This is a genomic window from Tardiphaga sp. vice304 (genome assembly GCF_007018905.1).
GTDB lineage: Bacteria > Pseudomonadota > Alphaproteobacteria > Rhizobiales > Xanthobacteraceae > Tardiphaga.
This window is the reverse complement of sequence record NZ_CP041402.1, coordinates 5,689,629-5,709,492: the sequence shown is the minus strand read 5'-3', so window position 1 is coordinate 5,709,492 and position 19,864 is coordinate 5,689,629. Positions and strand designations below refer to the sequence as shown.

At 56.1% G+C, this 19,864-nt stretch carries 15 protein-coding genes; 10 read left to right on the top strand and 5 right to left on the bottom strand.

What is annotated here, in order from left to right:
- Positions 1-1,507 precede the first annotated feature (1,507 nt).
- On the bottom strand, positions 1,508-3,082 hold the full coding sequence (locus FNL56_RS27130; protein ID WP_143578484.1) for a winged helix-turn-helix domain-containing protein: 1,575 nt from the start codon (positions 3,080-3,082) through the stop codon (positions 1,508-1,510).
- Between the two features lie 141 nt (positions 3,083-3,223).
- On the opposite strand from FNL56_RS27130, the gene mddA reads away from it, so the two are divergent.
- The 6 genes from mddA (at position 3,224) to FNL56_RS27090 (ending at position 9,702) form a co-directional block, all read left to right on the top strand.
- Complete coding sequence (gene mddA, locus FNL56_RS27125) at positions 3,224-4,003, top strand: methanethiol S-methyltransferase (RefSeq protein ID WP_143578483.1); 780 nt, start codon at positions 3,224-3,226, stop codon at positions 4,001-4,003.
- A 29-nt stretch (positions 4,004-4,032) separates the two neighbouring features.
- Complete coding sequence (locus FNL56_RS27120) at positions 4,033-4,866, top strand: alpha/beta fold hydrolase (RefSeq protein WP_143578482.1); 834 nt, start codon at positions 4,033-4,035, stop codon at positions 4,864-4,866.
- Between the two features lie 698 nt (positions 4,867-5,564).
- Positions 5,565-6,146 (top strand): hypothetical protein, encoded by a 582-nt coding sequence (locus FNL56_RS27110; protein ID WP_143582500.1) that lies wholly within the window; start codon positions 5,565-5,567, stop codon positions 6,144-6,146.
- 406 nt (positions 6,147-6,552) lie between these two features.
- Positions 6,553-7,533 carry a hypothetical protein gene (locus tag FNL56_RS27100; RefSeq protein ID WP_143582498.1) on the top strand — a complete coding sequence of 327 codons (981 nt, stop codon included), beginning with the start codon at positions 6,553-6,555 and terminating at the stop codon, positions 7,531-7,533.
- Between the two features lie 510 nt (positions 7,534-8,043).
- Positions 8,044-9,345, top strand: a complete 1,302-nt coding sequence (locus FNL56_RS27095; protein ID WP_210245445.1) for a hypothetical protein — start codon at positions 8,044-8,046, stop codon at positions 9,343-9,345.
- A gap of 9 nt (positions 9,346-9,354) precedes the next feature.
- Entirely contained in the window at positions 9,355-9,702 is a 348-nt protein-coding gene (locus tag FNL56_RS27090; protein WP_143582496.1) for a hypothetical protein, read from the top strand.
- 1,982 nt (positions 9,703-11,684) lie between these two features.
- Here FNL56_RS27090 and FNL56_RS27085 read toward each other — a convergent pair.
- Positions 11,685-12,851, bottom strand: coding sequence for a tyrosine-type recombinase/integrase (locus FNL56_RS27085; RefSeq protein WP_143582495.1), 1,167 nt, complete (start codon positions 12,849-12,851; stop codon positions 11,685-11,687).
- A 1,048-nt stretch (positions 12,852-13,899) separates the two neighbouring features.
- Between FNL56_RS27085 and FNL56_RS27080 the strand changes: the two genes are divergently transcribed.
- Together FNL56_RS27080 and FNL56_RS27075 are read left to right on the top strand one after the other, a co-directional pair.
- The gene (locus FNL56_RS27080; protein WP_143582494.1) at positions 13,900-14,955 is read left to right on the top strand and encodes a DUF262 domain-containing protein; all 1,056 of its coding nucleotides are present in this window, start codon (positions 13,900-13,902) and stop codon (positions 14,953-14,955) included.
- Between the two features lie 6 nt (positions 14,956-14,961).
- The gene (locus FNL56_RS27075; protein ID WP_143582493.1) at positions 14,962-15,624 is read left to right on the top strand and encodes a hypothetical protein; all 663 of its coding nucleotides are present in this window, start codon (positions 14,962-14,964) and stop codon (positions 15,622-15,624) included.
- Between the two features lie 156 nt (positions 15,625-15,780).
- On the opposite strand, the gene FNL56_RS27070 is transcribed toward FNL56_RS27075, so the two are convergent.
- The 3 genes from FNL56_RS27070 to FNL56_RS27060 are packed head-to-tail and all read right to left on the bottom strand — an operon-like array spanning position 15,781 to position 18,058.
- The gene (locus FNL56_RS27070) at positions 15,781-16,221 is read right to left on the bottom strand and encodes a hypothetical protein (protein ID WP_143582492.1); all 441 of its coding nucleotides are present in this window, start codon (positions 16,219-16,221) and stop codon (positions 15,781-15,783) included.
- Positions 16,218-17,615: a recombinase family protein gene (locus FNL56_RS27065; protein ID WP_143582491.1), complete on the bottom strand. Its 1,398-nt coding sequence runs from the start codon at positions 17,613-17,615 to the stop codon at positions 16,218-16,220. The genes FNL56_RS27070 and FNL56_RS27065 overlap by 4 nt, the downstream gene beginning before the upstream one ends.
- A complete protein-coding gene (locus FNL56_RS27060) occupies positions 17,612-18,058 on the bottom strand; it encodes a DUF2924 domain-containing protein (RefSeq protein WP_143582490.1) in 447 nt (148 codons plus the stop codon). The genes FNL56_RS27065 and FNL56_RS27060 overlap by 4 nt, the downstream gene beginning before the upstream one ends.
- Positions 18,059-18,446: 388 nt before the next feature.
- On the opposite strand from FNL56_RS27060, the gene FNL56_RS27055 reads away from it, so the two are divergent.
- Positions 18,447-19,274, top strand: a complete 828-nt coding sequence (locus FNL56_RS27055; RefSeq protein ID WP_143578476.1) for a hypothetical protein — start codon at positions 18,447-18,449, stop codon at positions 19,272-19,274.
- A 36-nt stretch (positions 19,275-19,310) separates the two neighbouring features.
- On the top strand, positions 19,311-19,562 hold the full coding sequence (locus FNL56_RS28940) for a helix-turn-helix domain-containing protein (RefSeq protein WP_210245444.1): 252 nt from the start codon (positions 19,311-19,313) through the stop codon (positions 19,560-19,562).
- The last annotated feature ends 302 nt before the right edge of the window (positions 19,563-19,864 follow it).

Below are 19,864 nucleotides of genomic sequence, written 5' to 3'. Positions count from 1 at the left end.
TCGAACTATCTGATTTGCGGTGTCAGATTTTAAGCCGGCCGACTCCGTTCGGGTACTTTGAGTTCCCATTACTACGCCCGCCGGTCTTGGCACCGCGGGCTGCCCACGGCAAGCGCGAGATAATGACCGGCGCAGGACGTCAACTGGCTGGACTGCTACGCCCCGTAAAGCTCGCCGAGCAAGCGAGTTGGGGGGCCGACCAGGCGGGCTTCGCCGGTAAAGCGTCATCGTCCCTTGTATTGGCAAAAGTTCGTTGCTCGTGACGGCAGTTTGCGAGCATGCTAAGGTGGAAGAACGTGGAAATTTCGCGACTATCTGCGAGCCTACCTGGCCCATCTCCGGAAGTATGGCTGGATGAAGGCGTTGGGGTTTGCGTTGCTGTGGGTGGTGGCATGTTCGTTCCGGCTGGAGCACGAACCCTCGTTCAGTTGCCGGATTGGCTTGCATTCTCGTGGATGTTTGGCTGGGCGATTGGCGGCTACATTCTTGCACCATACGGAATGTGGAAACAGCAGCGCGCCACAGTTATCAACTCGGTTTCGCCGGATCGGAATTAGGAGCAGCGGGCAAGGCGATCCGGACGATCGAGGATGTCAACGCGTCTGGCCTGTCACGGGACTAGGTTGTGACCAAGGTTTCGCCTGCCGACTTATTCCATAACATCTCATTGGCGAATCGCCCATTAAGGACGTGCATGTAAACAAGGCTTACTACGGACCCCGCGTTTTCGCGGCAGGTGTCAGCGCGCACAGCGCCGCACGCTACCGGGCATATTCTCGCCCATTAAGCAGTCCGGCCTGGGCCGAAATGTTCTGGCGCGCTAACCGAGTCAGAGCGCACAAGGAAAAAGCAGCGGATCGCGCACACCCTCTAGGCAGGAAGATTACGCAGCGATCGCGAGGAGCAGCGCTCCTGCTGCGCCCGGCGCTAAGCACCCCCTCGCGGAAGGATGACGTCGGGCGATCAAGTTGCAGAGGCCTCGCTCGCTTAGGCGGCCTTCGTCAACGCTTTCTTGACCGCCACGGCGGCCGAAAGTGGGCGCCACAGCACAGTCATCTCGCGGACAAGGCCGCGTTCAACAAGGCGCCACATATCGACGCCGTCGAGTTGGTGCGGTCCAACCGTCAGTCTGAAAAACGCCCGCAATGATATGCCGATCGACCTCGCGGGCCTTAGCTGAACGCTTCATAGTTCGAATTTCATGCTGGGATACGCCACGGCTGATTTTCATCGCTGTGTCAGGGCCATCGAGCGGCAAAGGTGGGGTCAACTTTGGAAGCCGATCGGGGGTGAAATGGCGTGCCTATTCACAGGCACCAAGCCTAAAGTGCCAAAGTGGTGCGAGCTACAAGCTATGTGGCGCTATGAGATGCCGTTGCGAGTAAGGATACCCTGGTGGACGGTCTGGCGATGTCCGTTCGCGGGGTAAAGCAGACCCTGAATCCGGGCGGTCTGACTCCGAGTTTAATCTGAAACGAGCCTCACGCCGATTAACATCCAATCGCAACTATTTTAAACCCGCACGACGGAATCCATCCAAATAATGTTCGCGATCAGCGTCGTATCGGATCGGCATATGGCTGGCGAGCCAGCCAAGCGAAATATTAGGCTGCGCCCGTTCAAGCTCGAGCAATGCGGCTTTGGCCAAATCGTCGCGGCCAGCCATGCCGGCAGCTGCAGTCAATACCCGATGACCACCAACAAAGTCGCCGCGTTGTCGGATGCCCTCGCTTGCGAGCCGTATTGCTTCGTCATAGTTGCGCCCGACGAAGTTGGAGTAGGCGGCGATACCGCAAAAAATTGCCGAGAAGGGATCGCGAGGGCTCAATCGCAGCGCTCGTTGCGCCGCCACACAGGCCTCCTGCCAGCGACCGCAGTACGACAGGGCCAGGCCGTAATAACCCTGGGCAAGCGAGAAATTTGGATTGAGACTCAACGCCGACTCGAACGCAGCCAGCGAATCTTCGAAGCGCCGCTTGAACAACGACACGCTGCCAAGAGCGTGATGCGCCCAAGGGTCCTCACTGTCGGCCTGGATCGACGCCAGCGCCGCCCGTTCGGCGATTGGCACAATAGTTGCCATGTCCGCCCAGCCCATATGCGCGCTGAAAGTATAGCTCGTGGCGAGCACGCCAAGCGCCTGTCCGTAGTTCGGATCGATAGTGATCGCCTTCTCGAGCAGCGCCTGAGCGACAACATTATCCTGTCGCGTCACCCGCCAGTAATGCGACAATGCCCGCATCACCAGATCCCACGCATCCATGCTGTCCGGCGGTTTGCGCTGGGCATGAAAATTCTCCGCGGCATAGAGTTGCGGTTCGATCGCGGCGACAATGGCCTCGGTAATTTCATCCTGCACCGCGAAAACGTCTGCAATGTTGCGGTCGTACTTTTCCGCCCAGAGATGACTTCCGGTTGCAACATCGTTGAGCTGCACCGTTATGCGCACGCGGTCGCCGCCCTTGCGGACGCTGCCCTCGACGACGTAGCCGACGCCGAGTTCCTCGGCGACCTGCTTCATGTGAACGGCTTTGCCTTTGTAGGTAAACGACGAGTTGCGCGCGATCACGAAGAACCACCGCAACTTCGACAGCGCAGTGATAATATCCTCACTGATGCCGTCGGAAAAATACTCCTGCTCGGGATCACCGCTCATGTTGGCGAAAGGCAGCACGGCGATGGCGGGCCGATCAGGCAGCGGCATCGCCGGGCGCGGCTGCTCGGGGATTTCATCCGGAGTTGCTGCGGCGTAAGTCGGCTCGGCGCCGTTTGACCTGGTATCGACAATACCGACAAAACGCACGCCCTTGCGAGCAACGGTGCGTATCAATTTCTGGTCTTCGCCGCTATCGCCGAGTGCCTTGCGCGCGGCGTTGATCCGGCTGGTGATCGTCGACTCCGACACCACCCGCCCGCCCCAGACCGAAGCGAACAGATCATCCTTGCTGACGACACGATCGCGGTTCCGCAAGAGATAGATCAGCAGATCAAACACCTGCGGCTCGACCGCGATGCGCTCCGAACCCCGATGCAACTCGCGCCGTTCGGTATCAAGCCTATGATTAGCAAAGATAAATTGCAATGGCGATGCTCCCGACCCGAGCGCGTCTCAAGAAATAATCAAGCTCATCTCAAGCAAAAATCGGGCTCCGGGCAAAGCCTTTTGATCTCAGGTCCCTGCATCTTCGTGACTTCCGATGCATCCCGACCGAGGAGAGAGATCATGACCCAAATCCAGGCCATAGGCGAGGAAACGAAGGGCAGTCCAGTCGGCAGATTTCTTGCCTTCGTCTACGGATTTGCATCCTACGCCATATTCTTTGTGACATTCCTCTATGCCATCGGCTTCGTATCAGGCCTGATGGTACCCAAGACCATCGATTCTGGAGCGGTCGGGCCGATGCCGGAGGCGATCATCGTCGATCTTGTCCTGATGTCGGTTTTCGCCATTCAGCACAGCGTCATGGCGCGCAGGCAATTCAAGCAGTGGTGGACCCAATTCGTGCCGAAGCCGGTCGAGCGCAGCACGTACGTGTTGTTGGCCAGCCTCGCGCTTGTCCTGCTATTCTGGCAGTGGCATCCGATCCCTGCCGTGGTTTGGGAAATCACCAATCCGGTGATCGCCATGGCTCTCCTGGGCCTGTCATTAATCGGCTGGCTGATCGTATTGACGAGCACGTTCTTGATCAACCACTTCGAATTGTTCGGGCTGCATCAGGTCGCAAATAACCTGACCGGCCACCCGATGCCAACGCCGCGCTTCCGCACTCCGCTTTACTACGAGTTCGTGCGGCACCCGATCTACCTTGGTTTCATAATCGCATTTTGGGCCACCGCCACGATGACAATCGGGCATCTTCTGTTCGCGGCTGTGACCACGGCCTACATCTTCGTCGGCATCCTGCTGGAGGAACGTGATCTGGTCGATCTCTTCGGCGAGGACTATCACCGCTATAAGGACCGTGTTTCGATGCTGCTGCCCTGGCGCAAGTCTGTTCGATAGATAAACACCGGCGTAAAGGACCGTTTGCAATGATAAACGAAGCGCAGGGCTGCATCGACTACGATGAATGCGGATCTGGCCCGGCCGTGGTGCTGTTGCCGGGATCATGCAGCACCGGCGCGGCGTGGCGGCCGGTCATCGCCGCGTGGGGCAACGAGTTTCGAAGCGTCACCACGAGTCTGCTAGGTTATGGTGGAACTGGCGAACGACGCAACCCAGGCGATCCCTCGATTTCACGCAACGCCGAAGCGATGGAATCGGTTATCCGCCGGGCCGGCGGCCGCGTTCATCTTGTCGGCCATTCCTTTGGTGGCCTCGTCGCGCTGGCTGTAGCGCTCCGCAACCGGGTATCTCTCGCAAGCCTCGTGGTTATCGAGGCGCCGGCTGTCGGCGTTTTGCGAGAGGGAAAAGAGCACCAGCATTATTGCGCGTTCAATCGGATGACGGACGCGTATTTGGCCGACTTCGCGGGCGGAAATGTCGAAGCAATCGCCGCGATGATCGACTTTTACGGGGGAGCCGGCACCTTTGCCTCATGGCCGCCGCGCTTGCGCGCCTATGCCGTGGAAACAACGCCGGTCAATATTCTCGATTGGGCCGATGCATATGGCTTCCCGATGTCGGCGGCTTTGCTCGACAGGATCAAGATTCCGCTTCTCGTCGTTCGGGGTGGGGCAAGTCCTCAAGCCGTGCAGCGCGCGAACGCGTTGGTTTGTGAACTCACGAGCAACGCCACTCTGGCCACGATCGATGGCGCCACGCATTTTGTGATCGTAACGCACGCCGTTGAGATCGCCGGCCGCATTGCAGCGCACGTTCGTCGTGCAGAGGAAGAAATGAAGTCGCCCGTGCAAGGGAAGTAGCGTATTTCATGCTGGACGGCGGCCATCAGACCATCGCAGGGCGCTGGAGAGCGTACCGTCGTTGTCGAATTGCTCCCCACAGTAGTGCATACGAATGCCGGCCGTGGAGCATAGGCGCTCATGACAAGCGCCTTCATCCTGGAACCGGCAGCCGGGACGACGTACCGGCTCAATGTCAGCTGCGGAGCGGCGGGAGCTGGGCCCGTTGCATACGTCGCTTGCAGGGCCATCATGGGCCGCAGCGGGGGGCGGCCTAGCTGGGCATACCACGCTCTTGACTTTTCGTTCCGCGGAAGGCGTGTGCCCGCCATCGCGCTCTCGAGGCGGCATCTGCCGCACTCCGATCGGGGCCGCCAGATCAGAACCGTACCTCCAAAAGGTGGTGCAAGATGGGAACCGCCAAACAGGTCGACTAGCGACGGTCCTTGTAAACGCTGGTCTACCGCCTCGCACCCTGGTCTACGCGGAGAAGGTTCGACCCCGGTTCCTCTCCCTCCGCCACTAAATATTATAATCCCTTGATTTTGCTGGGTTATCTTTTTGACGGTTAAGTTAGCCCCCAATTTAACCCCTAAGTTCGGTTAAAAAATGGAATGCCCCGGATTACCAACGTACCCCTGATCTCCTCGGACAAGCCACCGACCTTACCTAGACTCAAACGAATTGCACCTCCGAATACTTTGTTGCGAGGGGCAGACATGGAATTCTGGGGGCGCTGTCCTTATTGGACAGTTGATGAAGCTACTGCCCTGTCTTGGGGCTTGAACCCTGTGAGGGTGTCTAATTACCTTAAACGGCATAGACATAATCCTGATGATTTCTCGATTAAATGGACGAAACGTAAGAATTTGGCAGACCGAGCCATCGAGGCGGGTGACCTACTAACGCCGATTAGACCGTACCTTTATGCTGCATGGCTCGCCGAAGTAAAAATTGAACTTGAGCACGCCGGTCGTAAGGCAATGGACGGCGTCCTCAAAACTTCTAGAGATGCTCAGCCTCCCAACAGTGGTGAAACTCTTCCGGAAAAGAGCGATGCCGCAACTCCGATAAGCGAAAAGGCTGACGAACTAGAAAACCCGAAACTTCGGAATATCTTCTTAAAACTGCTTCTTGGCGTGGCGGTCACCAAATATAAGTTTGACCCTAACAAGCAGGGGTCTGCCGTCAGCAACATTGCGAAAACGCTAGAAGAGCTAAATCTCAGGGTCGGCGACGATACCATCAGAAAGTATTTAAAGCAGGCGTACATTGAGTTTGGTGGCGATCTGCCGGAATGATCACGACCCGAATTCGGTTCTTTCGACCCGATATCGGCCATTAGCAGAAAAGTTTCCGTCAAAACGTCTCCATCAGCAACCGATGGAGACCTCAATGCAAATTAATGACTTTCCAACTCATGGGCTTGTTCGCCTTTCGTCGATCTTATCGCCCTCTGGTCCTATACCAGTTGCAAAATCCACGTGGTGGGCTGGCGTAAAATCCGGCCGATTTCCGAAGCCAGAAAAACTCGGGCCGGGGATCACGGTCTGGCGAGCCTCCGATATCTGGGACCTGATTAACAACGGACCAGCCCGTTGAGAATCACCCGTGGAAGGACCGGCGTTGTGAGCGCCCGTCCTTTCGCCAGGCCCTCTTATAAGCCCCTTTCAGCAACCATTTCATAGCAACAGAATCGAAAATCCAATGACCACCAACGCCACGAGTCCGTTCAAATTATCAATCGACAAGATATCGATACTGGCTAATGCTTTTGGTCCCGACGAGATCAATGATGCCTGTAGTCGTTTAATAGCTATCGCAGACAGTGCTCCTCATAGGGTCAAACTGAAGTCCAGTAACCGTTATCGTCTCCAGGCGACATTCCAGATCGGCGGCTCCGGCACTCTGTTTATTCAGGTCGGTCCACGTTTTTCCGGCATCCGGGATTACCGGATCGAGTTCAACCCATCCAAACTTGACCAAGATGGTCTCGATGAGGTCCAGGCTATCGTCGAGGAAATTACGCATATCCCGTTCCGGGACTTTGTGGCCTCGGGAAAGGTCACCCGTATCGACGTGGCCTTGGACCTCCCCACATTGACGCTTGAGGATGTTGTTATCAGGAGCAAAGGCCAAAAGTCATTCGGTGCCTTTACGGATGGCAAGGGCATCCTCAAGAACGCCTACCTTGGAGACCCTAAGGCTAACCGGTCGTCTTGCTACACGAAAAAAACTAAGGGTCAGAGACCGTTCCTCCGCATCGAGCGGCAGCTTAAACCGGGTTGCCCGGGCAGCGGGGTAACCTTGCTCCCCAACCCATTCGAAAAGATCGATATGGTCTCAACATCGACGATTGAACCGTACCTTGACCAGATTGGTCCAAAGTATTTTTTTGACCGTGTTCGGCTGAGGGGTATCGGACGTGTCCTAGAGGAGTTCCCGGCGAAGGAGCGGAAGGTGATCCTGGCCGCTCTCAAGGACCCTACAAAGACCATGCTGCCGCCAATGGACCTCATCTGGCAGCGGTGGCCGTATGTCGTCTTGGAGAGCCTTGGGGGCGGGGAGCAGCACAATCCGAAGGCTGGACACGCTGCATGGCCACAGGGCACCCATTGCCCGACCATCCGACAGAAATTAAACCCCCGAAATCAAATCACTCCCGGTGTGATCGTCATGGGTAACTGACCGACCATAAACATCTTCGCTGCTCCCCGGTGGCTTTGCTCTCGGGGAGCTTTTCTTTGTGTTTGGGCACCTTAAGCCTGCTAGTACCCGTTGCCGCAAGATGCTGCCATTGAGCGCCTTAGACCGTCTACTGCTTATCAGCCGGACCATAATCCACGCCTGCGCCTCCCGCAGTCAGCACGTCACCCGCCCGCAGGAAGTCGCACATCAACTCCAAACGGTCATGACGGCGGTTCAAAGTATCCTTTGCGCACTGCAACATCTCTGCGAGTCGTCAGAGAACCCTTGGTCAGGCCTAAGCGCAGCATCTGCTATCTTCGGCGATCTCCAACCGTGCCTCAGACTGGCGGACTGCGACATTTTCGCATCTGTCGCTGAAATAAGAACTTTTCCTTGGCAATTACCCTTGTGGCGGCAGTACTAATTAATGTTTTGTATAAGGACATTTTTGACTGATTTCGGCTGCCCTGCGAATCGGGAAGCAGAGCACCCTTATTGCAAGTGCTGGGGTTGATCTTTATGCGCACGCCTTTTGTTCGATTTTCTTTTGGATTTTTAGCTGTTGGCATCGGGATCGCAGGATCGGCTTCCGCAGCCGATTTATCCAGCCGCCCGGTAAAGGCCCCCACAGCCGTTGCCGAAGTCGCACCGAATTGGGTGACTTCACTCAACACCGAGGTGCAGTATTATTCGTGGACCGGGACACTTGGAACACCGGTGCTGGCCAATCAAGCCCCCTATGGTGCGCCAGCATCAGGTTCACAGGTCTACATCCCGACGGCCGTCTCACTGACCGGCATGATGGGTACTGATCTGAAGCTAGAACTCACGGCACGCTCGGGTTACGTGTGGGGCCAGCAGAAGACTCCAGGCGAGGCAGGTACCGCTTCGTCCGCCACAGACACCCAGTTATCTACCACAGTAACCTATAGCGGTCTGAACGGCTTGCAGCCGTATTTCTCGCTTCTGATGAACCTGCCGACGGGCAGTTCAGCGTTATTCGGTGCCTCTCGGTATGCCCGCATGGACCCCGATCTGGTTGGCATATCGAGCTATGGTGAGGGCTTCAACATCGGACCGACCGTCGGCGTCAACATTCCGATCAATTCGGAGTTGCTGGCATCGATTAGCGGCGGGTATACGTCCCGGGGCAATTTCAACAAGGAAAGTGTGTTCGATCCGTTTTTCACTACGGACAGAATCACTCCCGGAGATGATGCTACGGTGACGCTCTCCCTAGGCTATGCGTCCGGCGCAGTGAGCTTGCAAGGCTCTGGCTCTTTCACGACCACAACCCCAAGCCTGAACAACGGCGTGGCGCAGTATAAAGCGGGTGACCGTGAACTGTTGACGTTGGGCGGGTCTTACGCCTGGAGTGATCAATGGAAGAGCAGTATGAATGCCTTCTGGAGCCACTCCGATAGTATTTCGACGGCGTCCGGCGGCGTATTCGTTTTGGAGCCTGCCAATTCGACCAGCAATGTTTTCCGCATCAACAGCGACACCACTTACGTATTCACTAATGGTTCTTCGCTAGGCCCGACGGCCAGCTATCTTTACCGTGACAGGAACGGCTACGACCCTACAACCTTCTCCTTCATCCCCGCCAAGACCCGCTGGTCCGCTGGTGTGCAAGGTGGTTACGTTGTGGCCAGCAACTTCACCCTGAGCGGCAAGGTCGAGCACGTCTGGACTCGTGAAAATGATAACCCCGACAAAGCTATCGGCGGGTTTGTGTTTCCGGGAACAGGTGCCCCGCTGATTTCTAGCGATGGCTGGGCTTTGAGCCTTGGCGGAACGGTGAGGTTTTAAGAGAGTATCATGACAAACATTTTCAAGATGTCCCTGTGTGTCCTACTTTTGACCTCGGCGTCGCTGTCGCCCGCAAGAGCAGACAATGCCTGCCCCGGCTTTGAGGCCAAGACCGCCAGTGGCGGCTGCGTCAATCCGATGCTGTCGGCATCGCTACGTCAGCGCAGCATCCTGCTTTCTCAGCAACGAATTTCCGAGCAGGCTTTTCCGATCCTTCCGAGTCAGGACCGGGTCTATCCACGGCCCGGCGAATTTAACAGGTTCGAACTGATCGGCGTCACTCGCAGAGGAACGCTGCGGACGCCAGGCATCTTCGGCACGAGTTCTCGTTTTCTGTCGTGTCATCCGAATTGCTGATGTCGCTCTGAGCCCTCTCGCCACCCTAGGGTAGCAAACGAATGATCCAACGCAGTGCGCCCAAGGTTATCCGACTGGACACGTCGCCAAGCTCATCTTCGATTTTGAGGAGAACAGCCCATTAGGCCTCTGTTTCATTTTTAGAACTGGCGCTACGCAACCATTTTAAAACGCAGGAGCAGTAACATCATGAAACCGTTCTATATTGCTTTGATGACCTTCGGACTTATCCCGATATCGATGTATCCGGCAGGTGCTGCGCCTCAGCGGGCAAGGCTTACAATTGAGCCAATCCGCCCCGCTGCGCCAAAGCCGGCCCCTGCTATTAGGCCCGGTAATCGTACAGCGCCGGTTGTTGTGGCCAAACCCGGCGCTCTCGCAGGAAGCGTTCCGGCTTCCCGCCTGCTTGGCAATAACTCGAACCGACTTATCAGCCAAGACGGGGCCGGCGTTATTAGCCCGGGAAATCGCAATGGCCTTATAAGCCCTGCAAATCAGAATGGCCTTATTAGCGACCGTGGCGGGTCTTTTATCGGTCATAACGGGAGTGCGATGCGGGGCAGATAACCAGCCTTATAACGCCGTTCACCGTAGGACACTAATCAAGAATCGTTGAATATCTGAGACCTGCGGAGTCCGGCACACTATTAGCAGTTTGCCGGGGTTATTTTAATTATTGCAAGAGCGATTCTCTCCAAATCTGAGGCTTTCGGCAAGGTGTTCACTTTTAGTGCGCAACCATTTTACAACGTAGAAGGAGTATCATCATGAAACCACTCTACATTGCTTTGATGACTTTGGGACTCATCCCGATATCGATGGATCGAGCAGGCGCTGCGCCTCAGCGGGCAAGGCTTACAATTGAGCCAATCCGCCCCGCTGCGCCAAAGCCGGCCCCTGCTATTAGGCCCGGTAATCGTACAGCGCCGGTTGTTGTGGCCAAACCCGGCGCTCTCGCAGGAAGCGTTCCGGCTTCCCGCCTGCTTGGCAATAACTCGAACCGACTTATCAGCCAAGACGGGGCCGGCGTTATTAGCCCGGGAAATCGCAATGGCCTTATAAGCCCTGCAAATCAGAATGGCCTTATTAGCCCCGGAAATCGCAATGGTGTCATCAGCAATGACGGTGGCAGTTTCAGAGCTAGGTAATTGCGCCATCGATAGTTGATGAGTGTTTGGGCAGCGCATCTTCGATTCTGATGTTGACCTTAAATCGAAGTGCGTTGTTCTTCCGTGGATCACTTGATGCAGGAGTTTTTAGAATGCGGCTTTTCGGGTTCACGGCAATCGTTGCGTCGTTAGCTGTATCGGTAGGCTCGGCATTGGCCGCCGTTCCCGTCGTTAAACCACCGACCCGACCAGCGCCGACGATGAATACGCCAGAGCGGTTGCAAGAGGTGAGAAGAAAGACGCAAATGGAAAAGCAGGCTAGTGAGCGAATCGGAAAAATCGAAAATAGGGGCCGACGTTCGCCTCAGTAGTTCCGTATGCGGTTTCATGTTTCGTGCCCCGACCATTTTTTGATATTGCGCCACGGACCGCTAGAATAATTTTCTGGTATCAGTCGCATTTGATTCCCCATTGCTCGGACTAATTATACTGCCGATACCTCGCACAGCGTTACTTGGGCTGCCAGCTTCCTTACCTTTCTACAATTAAGGGAGGCGGTCTCGTCCCGGTGGATAGCATGGGGTCAAGGCCGCCGATTTGTAAATGCCGCCTGTGCCCGAGTATATTGATCGGGCCGTGTTGCTCGAACTCACGGGCAAGGGCTTAGGACGATCAGCGATTGCAAAGCAACTTAAGATAGGCCGTGCGTCGGTATTCAGGGGCCTTGTCGAGAAGTGGGAGGGGCTCGATTGTTGAATAGGAATAAGTCTAACATCGATTAACAACTGAATACGGCCTACAGAAAATACGCCAAGCGAATCTACCGTTCGACATCCGGCGCAAAGTTGAAAGAGCCCCGTTTCAAACATGACGCTAAGCCTGACCAACCGGAGGGGAATTCGCAGATTGACAGTAGTCCGCCCAATCTTGCATTAGCTGCCGCCTTCTCTCGACGGCCGTTTTTCGCCGGTAGGCTCTCTCTGTCTTGTTGCCTAAAATGTGCGACAGACACAGTTCAGCAAGGTCGGAAGGATACTCAGTCTTATCGCCGACCCAATCACGAAATGACGATCTGAAACCGTGGACGGTTGCGTCTGTCACTTTAAGCCTATCGAGCGGAGTTTCCAGACTTGAGATTGGCCGGTCTGTTTTGCTTCCAGGAAAAACGAATTTGTTGATCTGTCCAACACGTTGATGGTTCAAAATCTCCAATGCTTGTTCGGAAAGCGTTACCTGATGGAATTGTTTTGTTTTCATGCGCTCGGCAGGTCGATCCCAGGTTTTGTTGTCCCAGTTGATCTCAGACCATACGGCACCTCGCACCTCCTCCGTACGTGCCGCAGTTAGGATGCCGAATTTCAGGGCAATCGCTGCTGTACCACCCACTGATTCGAGTTGCCGACAAAAGGCAGGGACTTTTTCATAGTCCATCGCTGCATGATGACGCCTTACTACCGTGGATTGATCTGCCAAAAGGTGATCTAAGTTTCCTTTCCAGTCAGCCGGATTGTCACCTTCCCGATAACCTCTGGACTTCGCAGCATCGAGAATCTTCTGGAGGCGTCCTCGAACCCTTGAAGCCGTCTCGGCCTTCGTGAGCCAGATAGGAGCAAGAATGCTCTGGATGTGATCCGTGGTGACCGCATTTACGGGCTTATCCCAGATACTGATTGCATAGGTCCGAAGGGTGTTCCTCCATTGCTGGCGGTGCTTTGGGTTGCGGAAGCCCTGCTCACGAGACGCTATGACCTCCTCTGCGAAGGCACCAAAGGTCGGTACCCGGCCGGATTTTCGACGGTCATCAATCGGGTCGATTCCGTTCGCAATTTTGCGTCGGGCGGTTGCAGCACGGTCTCTGGCCTCAGAGACCGAAATGACGCTGGCACTCCCCAGGCCCATTTCTCGATCCCTGCCGTTCAAGCGGAAGCGCAGTAGCCACTTTTTGGCGAGGGATGTTGAAACCTCCAAGTAAAGCTTCTCGCCATCGCCATAGCGGCCAAGCTTGGCGTTCTTCACCTTTAAAACAGTCAATGTGCCCATCGTCAGCCCCCGATTTAGCCCCCAAGAATGAGCCAGATTTAGGCGGATCGCAATAGACGCCATTGGACTAAAAAAAGAAAAAAATAATGAAAACAGACAGCGTCTCAGACATATGACGATTAGTCAGGATTGATCTGGACTGCTAATCAGCGGACACTCTCTCCGCCACCGACGCTGCGCTCCTGACGCCGCCGGTCGCAAAAGTGTCCAAAAAGCCCAATAAAAACAACCTTCCCTGGAAGTGGTGCCGTACGAGAGAACTGCCAATTTTGGAGATTTGAGGCTGGAGACGTCGTTTTTCTCCAAAGCTTAGTACTTCGGCGATTTGGTACGGTTCTCAAAGCCAGCCATTTAAGGTGTTTGCAGCCTCCATCTTGCTGACGGTTCGAATCCTTGTCGGACGACCGAGAGCGTCACAACCTTTCGCCAAATTGCTGTTGGCCGTCCTGCTATTCGGCCGGACGGCACCGCCAGCCCAGGGGCCCGCAGTCGCATGGCGTTCTTGCACTTGGAAGACTCCACTGAAAAGTAGACCTGGCATCAAAGACGCCACGATTCAAAAGTCTCCAGCCGACTTTCGAAATCCCTCTTTTGGAAAAGTTGAAGGCAGAAATCGGTTTAATCGCCAATCGCAACCGATTTTGGTACTTTCCTAGGGCGGCTATCCCGCCCGAATGCATGCAACTAGGAGTATGCATCTGGTGTGCCGCGGAGATTTTCAAGAGATCGTAAGGCAAGGATGAGGCGGTTTCCATGGCTTCGGGTCTGGCTCTAGGTCTGAGGCTGACTCCAGCAATCGAAGCCAAACGACCATTTTAAATTTATACAAGTATGCATTCATCGTGGCACCTCCGAACTCCGTCGGTGTGATCAGAATGGTCGGCGGCCACGCTTCGCGTGCATTCTGTTAAACCTGACGCGATTTAGTTGGCAGGACGCTGACAGGCGACGTATCAAGGAGCAGTCGACCTAAAGCCTTGAGGCAGCGCTCCGAGCATCCGTTTGCGTGTCTGGTAAACGGTGGGACACATCAATTGGAGAATCTTGTATGAAGGTCGACGAGGGAAAATATTCAATCGCCGAGTTGGTCGACTGGTACCAAACGAAAACCTTAGTACCAAACAAGGAATATCAACGTGGGTCGGGCTTATGGCCACCTTCCGCGAAGAGCTATTTCATCGACACAATTCTCAAGGAGTTTCCGTTCCCCAAGGTTTACTTCCATGAGCGGCTAGATTTGCGCACCCGAAAGCCCATGCGTGAGATAGTTGATGGCCAACAGCGGATTAGTACAATCGCGGAATTTGCTGCCAACGGGTTCGAACTCGGCACAAATGCGGAAGGCTTAAAGGGCAAGCGCTTTGAAGACCTGACGGAAGAGCAGCAGGATGCGTTTTTCTCATACACCGTGTCAGTCGACGTAATACGGAACGCCAGTCGTGCCGAAATTCTTTCAATGTTTCGCCGCATGAACGCCTATACGCTCCCGCTCAATGGCCCGGAAAAACGACATAGTGAATTTTTTGGCGAATTCAAAGATTGGGTGAATACAGCACTAGACAGATACGGAAAGGCTTTGATTGATTGGAAAATTCTGACCAGCAGACAAGTTATCCGTATGGCAGACGCGGAGTTTGTTGCTGACTTAGCCCTCGCGATTGAAGAAGGGATTGTCAGCACGAGCCCGGCAAAGCTTAGAGATCTTTATAAGCGCTACGACGTGTTCTTCACTGCGCGCGACGAGATGGACAACAAAATCTCGGCCGCGTTCGATGTGATTTTGTCAGACTTTTCCGAATTGCAAGGGACCTTTCTGACGAGGCCTCACGTATTCCACTCGCTTATTTGTGCACTGATCCACCGGCGATATGGGCTGCCCGGAGCAGAGCAGATGATCGGCGTTAAATGTGCAGGGAATTTTTACAGCGATCGCGAAAGTGCGCTTGGAGCGCTAAAAATGCTTGCTGCCGCATATGAGGAGAAGGATCTAGATGGCTCTCTGAGAAACTTTGTACGTTCTGCTTCCGAGGGGGGTAATCGTACGGCGCAACGGGCAGAACGCATTCGCTATTTCTGCGAAGCCCTCGAAGGTCGTGTTGAGTAAGCCGCGGTGGGCCTCACAGCAGCATTTGGAATTCTTGATGCTGAACTGAACGTGCTGGCAAGTGAGCTGCGCTCATTCTCTTCCGGTCGGGCTCAGCTTGCTGCGGCCAATCAGTTTTCATTGTTAGATGAGTGCTTGTTGGAAGGGCTGCTGTCTCGTGTCTGGCAATCATGGTGCAGCTTTGCACGAGTATGCGTTGTCGATAGCTGCATGGGCACGACTTCTGCCTCGGGGGCAGCGGTAAGTCCGCTGATTGAAGCAGTGAGTGACCCACATGTCTCTTGGGCGGCGATACGCGCGAAAAACAAGCCTAATCCGCCCTACTGGGGCGCGACAAATACCGTGCTTCGTGTAGAGCCTACCTGGGGCGACGTCGACGTCCTCAACAAAATTCTGACAAAGCTGAGGCCAAGCAACCACCTCCAGTTACTCGCTGCATTCTCATCTATTACTCCAAGCGCCAAAGCTCTCCAGACGATCCGCAACGGGGCGGCGCACCACAACGCGGAGACAATGGCCGAAGTACGTAGTCTGCAATCGTCATACGTCGCTTTTCGGATAGACCATCCAACCCATGCATTATTTTGGACCGAACCAACCAGCAGCGACTTTCTAGTAACGTTTGCAATCGACGAAATAAGGGTCGCAGCACAAGCTGCCATATCATGAGTAGATAAGCTTGCCGGGCTTGGTATGGCGTGCAGTCTTTTCGAGCGCGTTACCTTCCCAGTCAAACGTTCCATAACATTCGATCGGCGCGGGGCTCCTCGTCTGCAATTCAGCCCTGATCGGCAGACGAAATTGGAGCCGTTGCGCGGCAGTTTGCTATTCAGAAATCAGCTGATTTTGCTGCTGCGCCCAATTCTGGGGAATGGGTCCAAGCAGCCCGTCAAGCTCGAGACCCACGGGCTGTTGCCCCTCAAGGATCGATTGGATGATCACCGGTGCCAACAGTGTTAAGCGCAGCACCCGGCTGAGATATGACTCGTTGATGCTTTCCGCTTTTGCCAGGTCCCGGACCGTGCTGTACCGGCCGGACTCCAGCATGTCCCGCCAACGATGGGCCCGAACAACGGCTTTGACGAGGGTGCTGTCGATGCGGGCGGCCCGCGGGATCCAAGGAGCCGCATCCGCCGGCGTCACGACCTGCTTGCGACCGCCCTGGTGACGCAGCGTGATCGGAATGTGGACTGAGATCGTTCGGCCGTCTCGGCTGAGAGCCGGGCGGCGGGACTTGCCAACAATGAGGTTCTGTTGAGTGGTCATGCGGCCTCTTGCTGCTGGACAGTGACGCCGCGGAGATCGTTGCAGAGAGACGTCAGACCATCGACCCGAAGGCGGAGGTCGATGCCGGTGGGGCTGATGTCGACCCGCTCGACCAGCAGCTCGATGATGCGGGCCTGCTCGGCGGGGAACAGCTCGGCCCAGAGTGGTTCGAATTCGACCAGTGCGCTGCGGACGTCATGCTCGCTGACCCCCTTGTCGGCCTGGTGTGCTGCGCGCCAGGTGGCGACAATGACCTCCGGTGACAGCAGCAGCGACCGGATTTGCTCAATGACGATGCGCTCGATCTCGGCTGCTGGCACCTGGCGAAGCGGACAGGCGTCCGTTCCGCGCTTGATGACGCTCTGGCTGATGTAATATCGATAGAGCTTGCCGGCTTTCCGGGTGTGGGTCGGCGACATCGCAGCACCGTCTGGACCGAACAGCAGCCCCTTCAGGATTGCCGGGGTCTGCGCCCTGGCGCCGGCCGCCCGTTTGCGGGGGCTGGCCTGCATGAGGGCGTGGACCTGATCCCAGAGTCTGCGGTCGATGATCGCCTGGTGCTCGCCGGGGTAGGACGTGCCCTTGTGGACGGCCTCGCCAATGTAGACCCGGTTGTTCAGCAGCTTGTAGAGCACGCCTTTATCCAGAAGGTGGCCGTATCGATTGGTGGCCCCCTTCAGGACCAGCTCCCGCGCTAGCAGGGTTGCGGACTTCAGAACCAGGAAGCGCTTGAAGATGCCTCGCACGGTTTCGGCATCTGCTTCGTGAATAATCAGCTTGCGGTCCTGGACCTCGTAGCCGAGCGGCGTCCAGCCACCCATCCACATGCCCTTCTTGCGGGAGGCGGCGACCTTGTCGCGGATCCGCTCGCCCGTGACCTCGCGCTCAAACTGGCCAAACGACAGCAGCACGTTGAGCATTAGCCGGCCCATTGGGCTGCGGGTGTCGAATGATTGGGTGATGGAGACGAAGGTGACATCCCGGCCGTCGAAGGTTTCGACCAGCTTGAGGAAATCCAGCATGGATCGGGAAAGCCGGTCGATCTTGTAGACCAGGACCACATCCAGCTTGCCGGCTTCGATGTCGGCAAGCAGCCGCTTCAGCGCAGGCCGCTCCAGGGTGCCGCCGGATATTCCACCATCGTCATAGCGGTCTGGGACTAGCGTCCAGCCCTCGGCGCGCTGGCTAGAGATGTAGGCCTCGCAGGCCTCGCGTTGGGCTTCCAGCGAGTTAAATTCCATATCGAGGCCCTCCTCGCTGGATTTGCGGGTATAGACCGCGCAGCGCAGTTTCCGGAGCGGTGCCATGGCAACGCCGCGGCTCGTCGACCGGTGAATGCCATCACTGCTGGCTGAAAATTTCGACGCGGCGGAGTTGCTACGGCGAGCGGTCATGCTTTTACCTGGTAATTCTTGAGGCCGAAGAACACCCAGCCATTCCACTTGGTGCCGGTGATTTCCTGGGCGACGGACGACAGCGACTTGTACGGTCGTCCGAGATATTCGAAGTCCTCGATCCGAACCGTCACGCAATGCGAGACGCCCTGCCACTCGCGGATCAGTTGGGTGCCGGCAATCGGCCGGTGGACCGGTCGGGCTTTTCGTTCAGCAACCGTCTTGGCGTCATATTGCTTGGCCATGGCGCGGAGCCGGTCGAGGGTCTCGCGGGCAAGGCCGCCGTAGGCCAGCTCCTGGATGCGGTAGGCCAGCCGGCTCTCCAGAAAGCGCCGGTTATATTGGGGCGGTTCGCTCTCGAACAGCTCCCGCCACTTTGCCTTCAAAACGGGGGCAGATGCGCCCTTCAGGGCGGCTAATTGGCTTAAAACCGTGTCATTCACGTGTCGGTTTCCTCGTGCTTACGAGGGACATCACCGGGCGACCCGGGGTTGAAGTCGAGCGGAGAATCTCGATTTGCCAGCGAAATGAGACTGGACTTGCGGGCATTAAGACGCTGGAGACCGAGCGCCAGAATGCCGGTGATTTCACCGAGGCCGTCAAGATTATTGTTCGGAGGGTTGTCCATAAGCGCAAGGGTGATGGTTCACCGGCTGCTTATCGAGTCTCTATTGGCGGTTGCTGCTCTGAAACAACCATCAGCGAACGCGGTAGGAGAGCAGCGTATTGGATTTCTGTGGCAAATCGCAAGTTTGGCAGATTAGCGCTGAGGCATTCAGGCCAAAGTGAGCGCGAATCACGCGCAACGCGCGGACGCGAGGGAAAGCCGCTATGAAATCTCAGAAAAAAACAAAGACCAACGCGAGCGTGCCTCTGGTTCGCAAATATCACCAGATCGCAACCAACGAGGGGGAGCCCCGCGAATACCTCGTAAAGCATTCGCGCGGTGTTCTATCGCGGACCGTACGTACGTCGTTGGTAAGCGGCAAAAACCTTTTACCTTCCACTCCGCGTATCCCATTAAACCTCGACGAGGTCTGCCAAGAGGCAAGGGATGTTCTGGAAGAACACGAATACGCGACTGATCAAACGCGCCTCCCACCAGAGGAGCTCGACTTTGTCGAGGAGCGGCTCTGCGATGACGAGGTGTTGTGGTACCACGACGTTATTCACGAGTCAGAGGAGCTGTCTGAGGTACGCATCGCGGGCGATTTGTTGATGACCTTGCTCCAGCTAGAGAAGCTTCCGCATATCGAGCAGTACATGCCTTATCTGGCCAAAGCCATGTTCGACTATGGCGAGTTTCGAGTGAGCCAGATCAACTCCCTTGCAGCCGCAGGCGCAGCCTCCATTGCTGGGCGAGCGGCCGGACCTATCGCGAAGAGCAAGAAGCTCTATGCGATCAGGCGCATAGTCTGGCACCGAGCCGTAGCCTGTTGGCTGAAATTTCCCGCTTACAAGGGAATTACTGAGAGCACCGCGTCTCAAATAGCCGACGATGTTCGCGCCGACATCGCAAAAGCTAACCTCGGTTCGAAGACAATCCGCAGCTTGAAGACGATCGGGGACGACCTTCGAGCGGGCCGGAGATCGAAAGTTTTTCCAGATTGGCCAATCAAGCGGACCAGTGAGCTCCGGTCTGGCCAATCGAGAAGATGATTTTCTTTTCGGGCTAACCGTCTCTGTTACGGCTCAATGCGCTCGACCGACATGCTGTCCGTCTCACTGCTCGAGCGCACGGAGCTACCGATGGATACGTCTCAGATTAGTTTGCCCCCGCTGTTGTGCGAGGAGCGAGCGGCTCGCTTTTTGTCGATTTCGAAGCGAACGCTCCAGGCCTGGCGAGTGGCCGGCACGGGCCCACTCTTCATCAGGATGGGACGAGCAATCCGCTATTGCCAGACCGATCTGGTGGAATGGATGAATTCCAAGCGGTGCAGCCGGTGAACATCCTCACCGAGAACTGCGGGATCCGCGAGTCGGATAGCAACCGGTCGCCGCGCAGCCGTCGTGCCATCGCAACGGCCGCAGGTCATGACCCGCAAGACTATTCGCTATATTTCGGGCGCCAACGGCTGGGTTTGGTTAGACAGATTGCTCCACGGCAGTTCGAGGCATTCACTGCGCGGGGAAGGTACATCGGGTGCTTTAAAACCGTTGTGCGAGCAATGGCTGCGGTGCCAAAACCGCGGGGATCGCGGTCGTGAGCTGGCAAGCGACGGAATGGGCGCGCCGGCAAGTTACCGGGT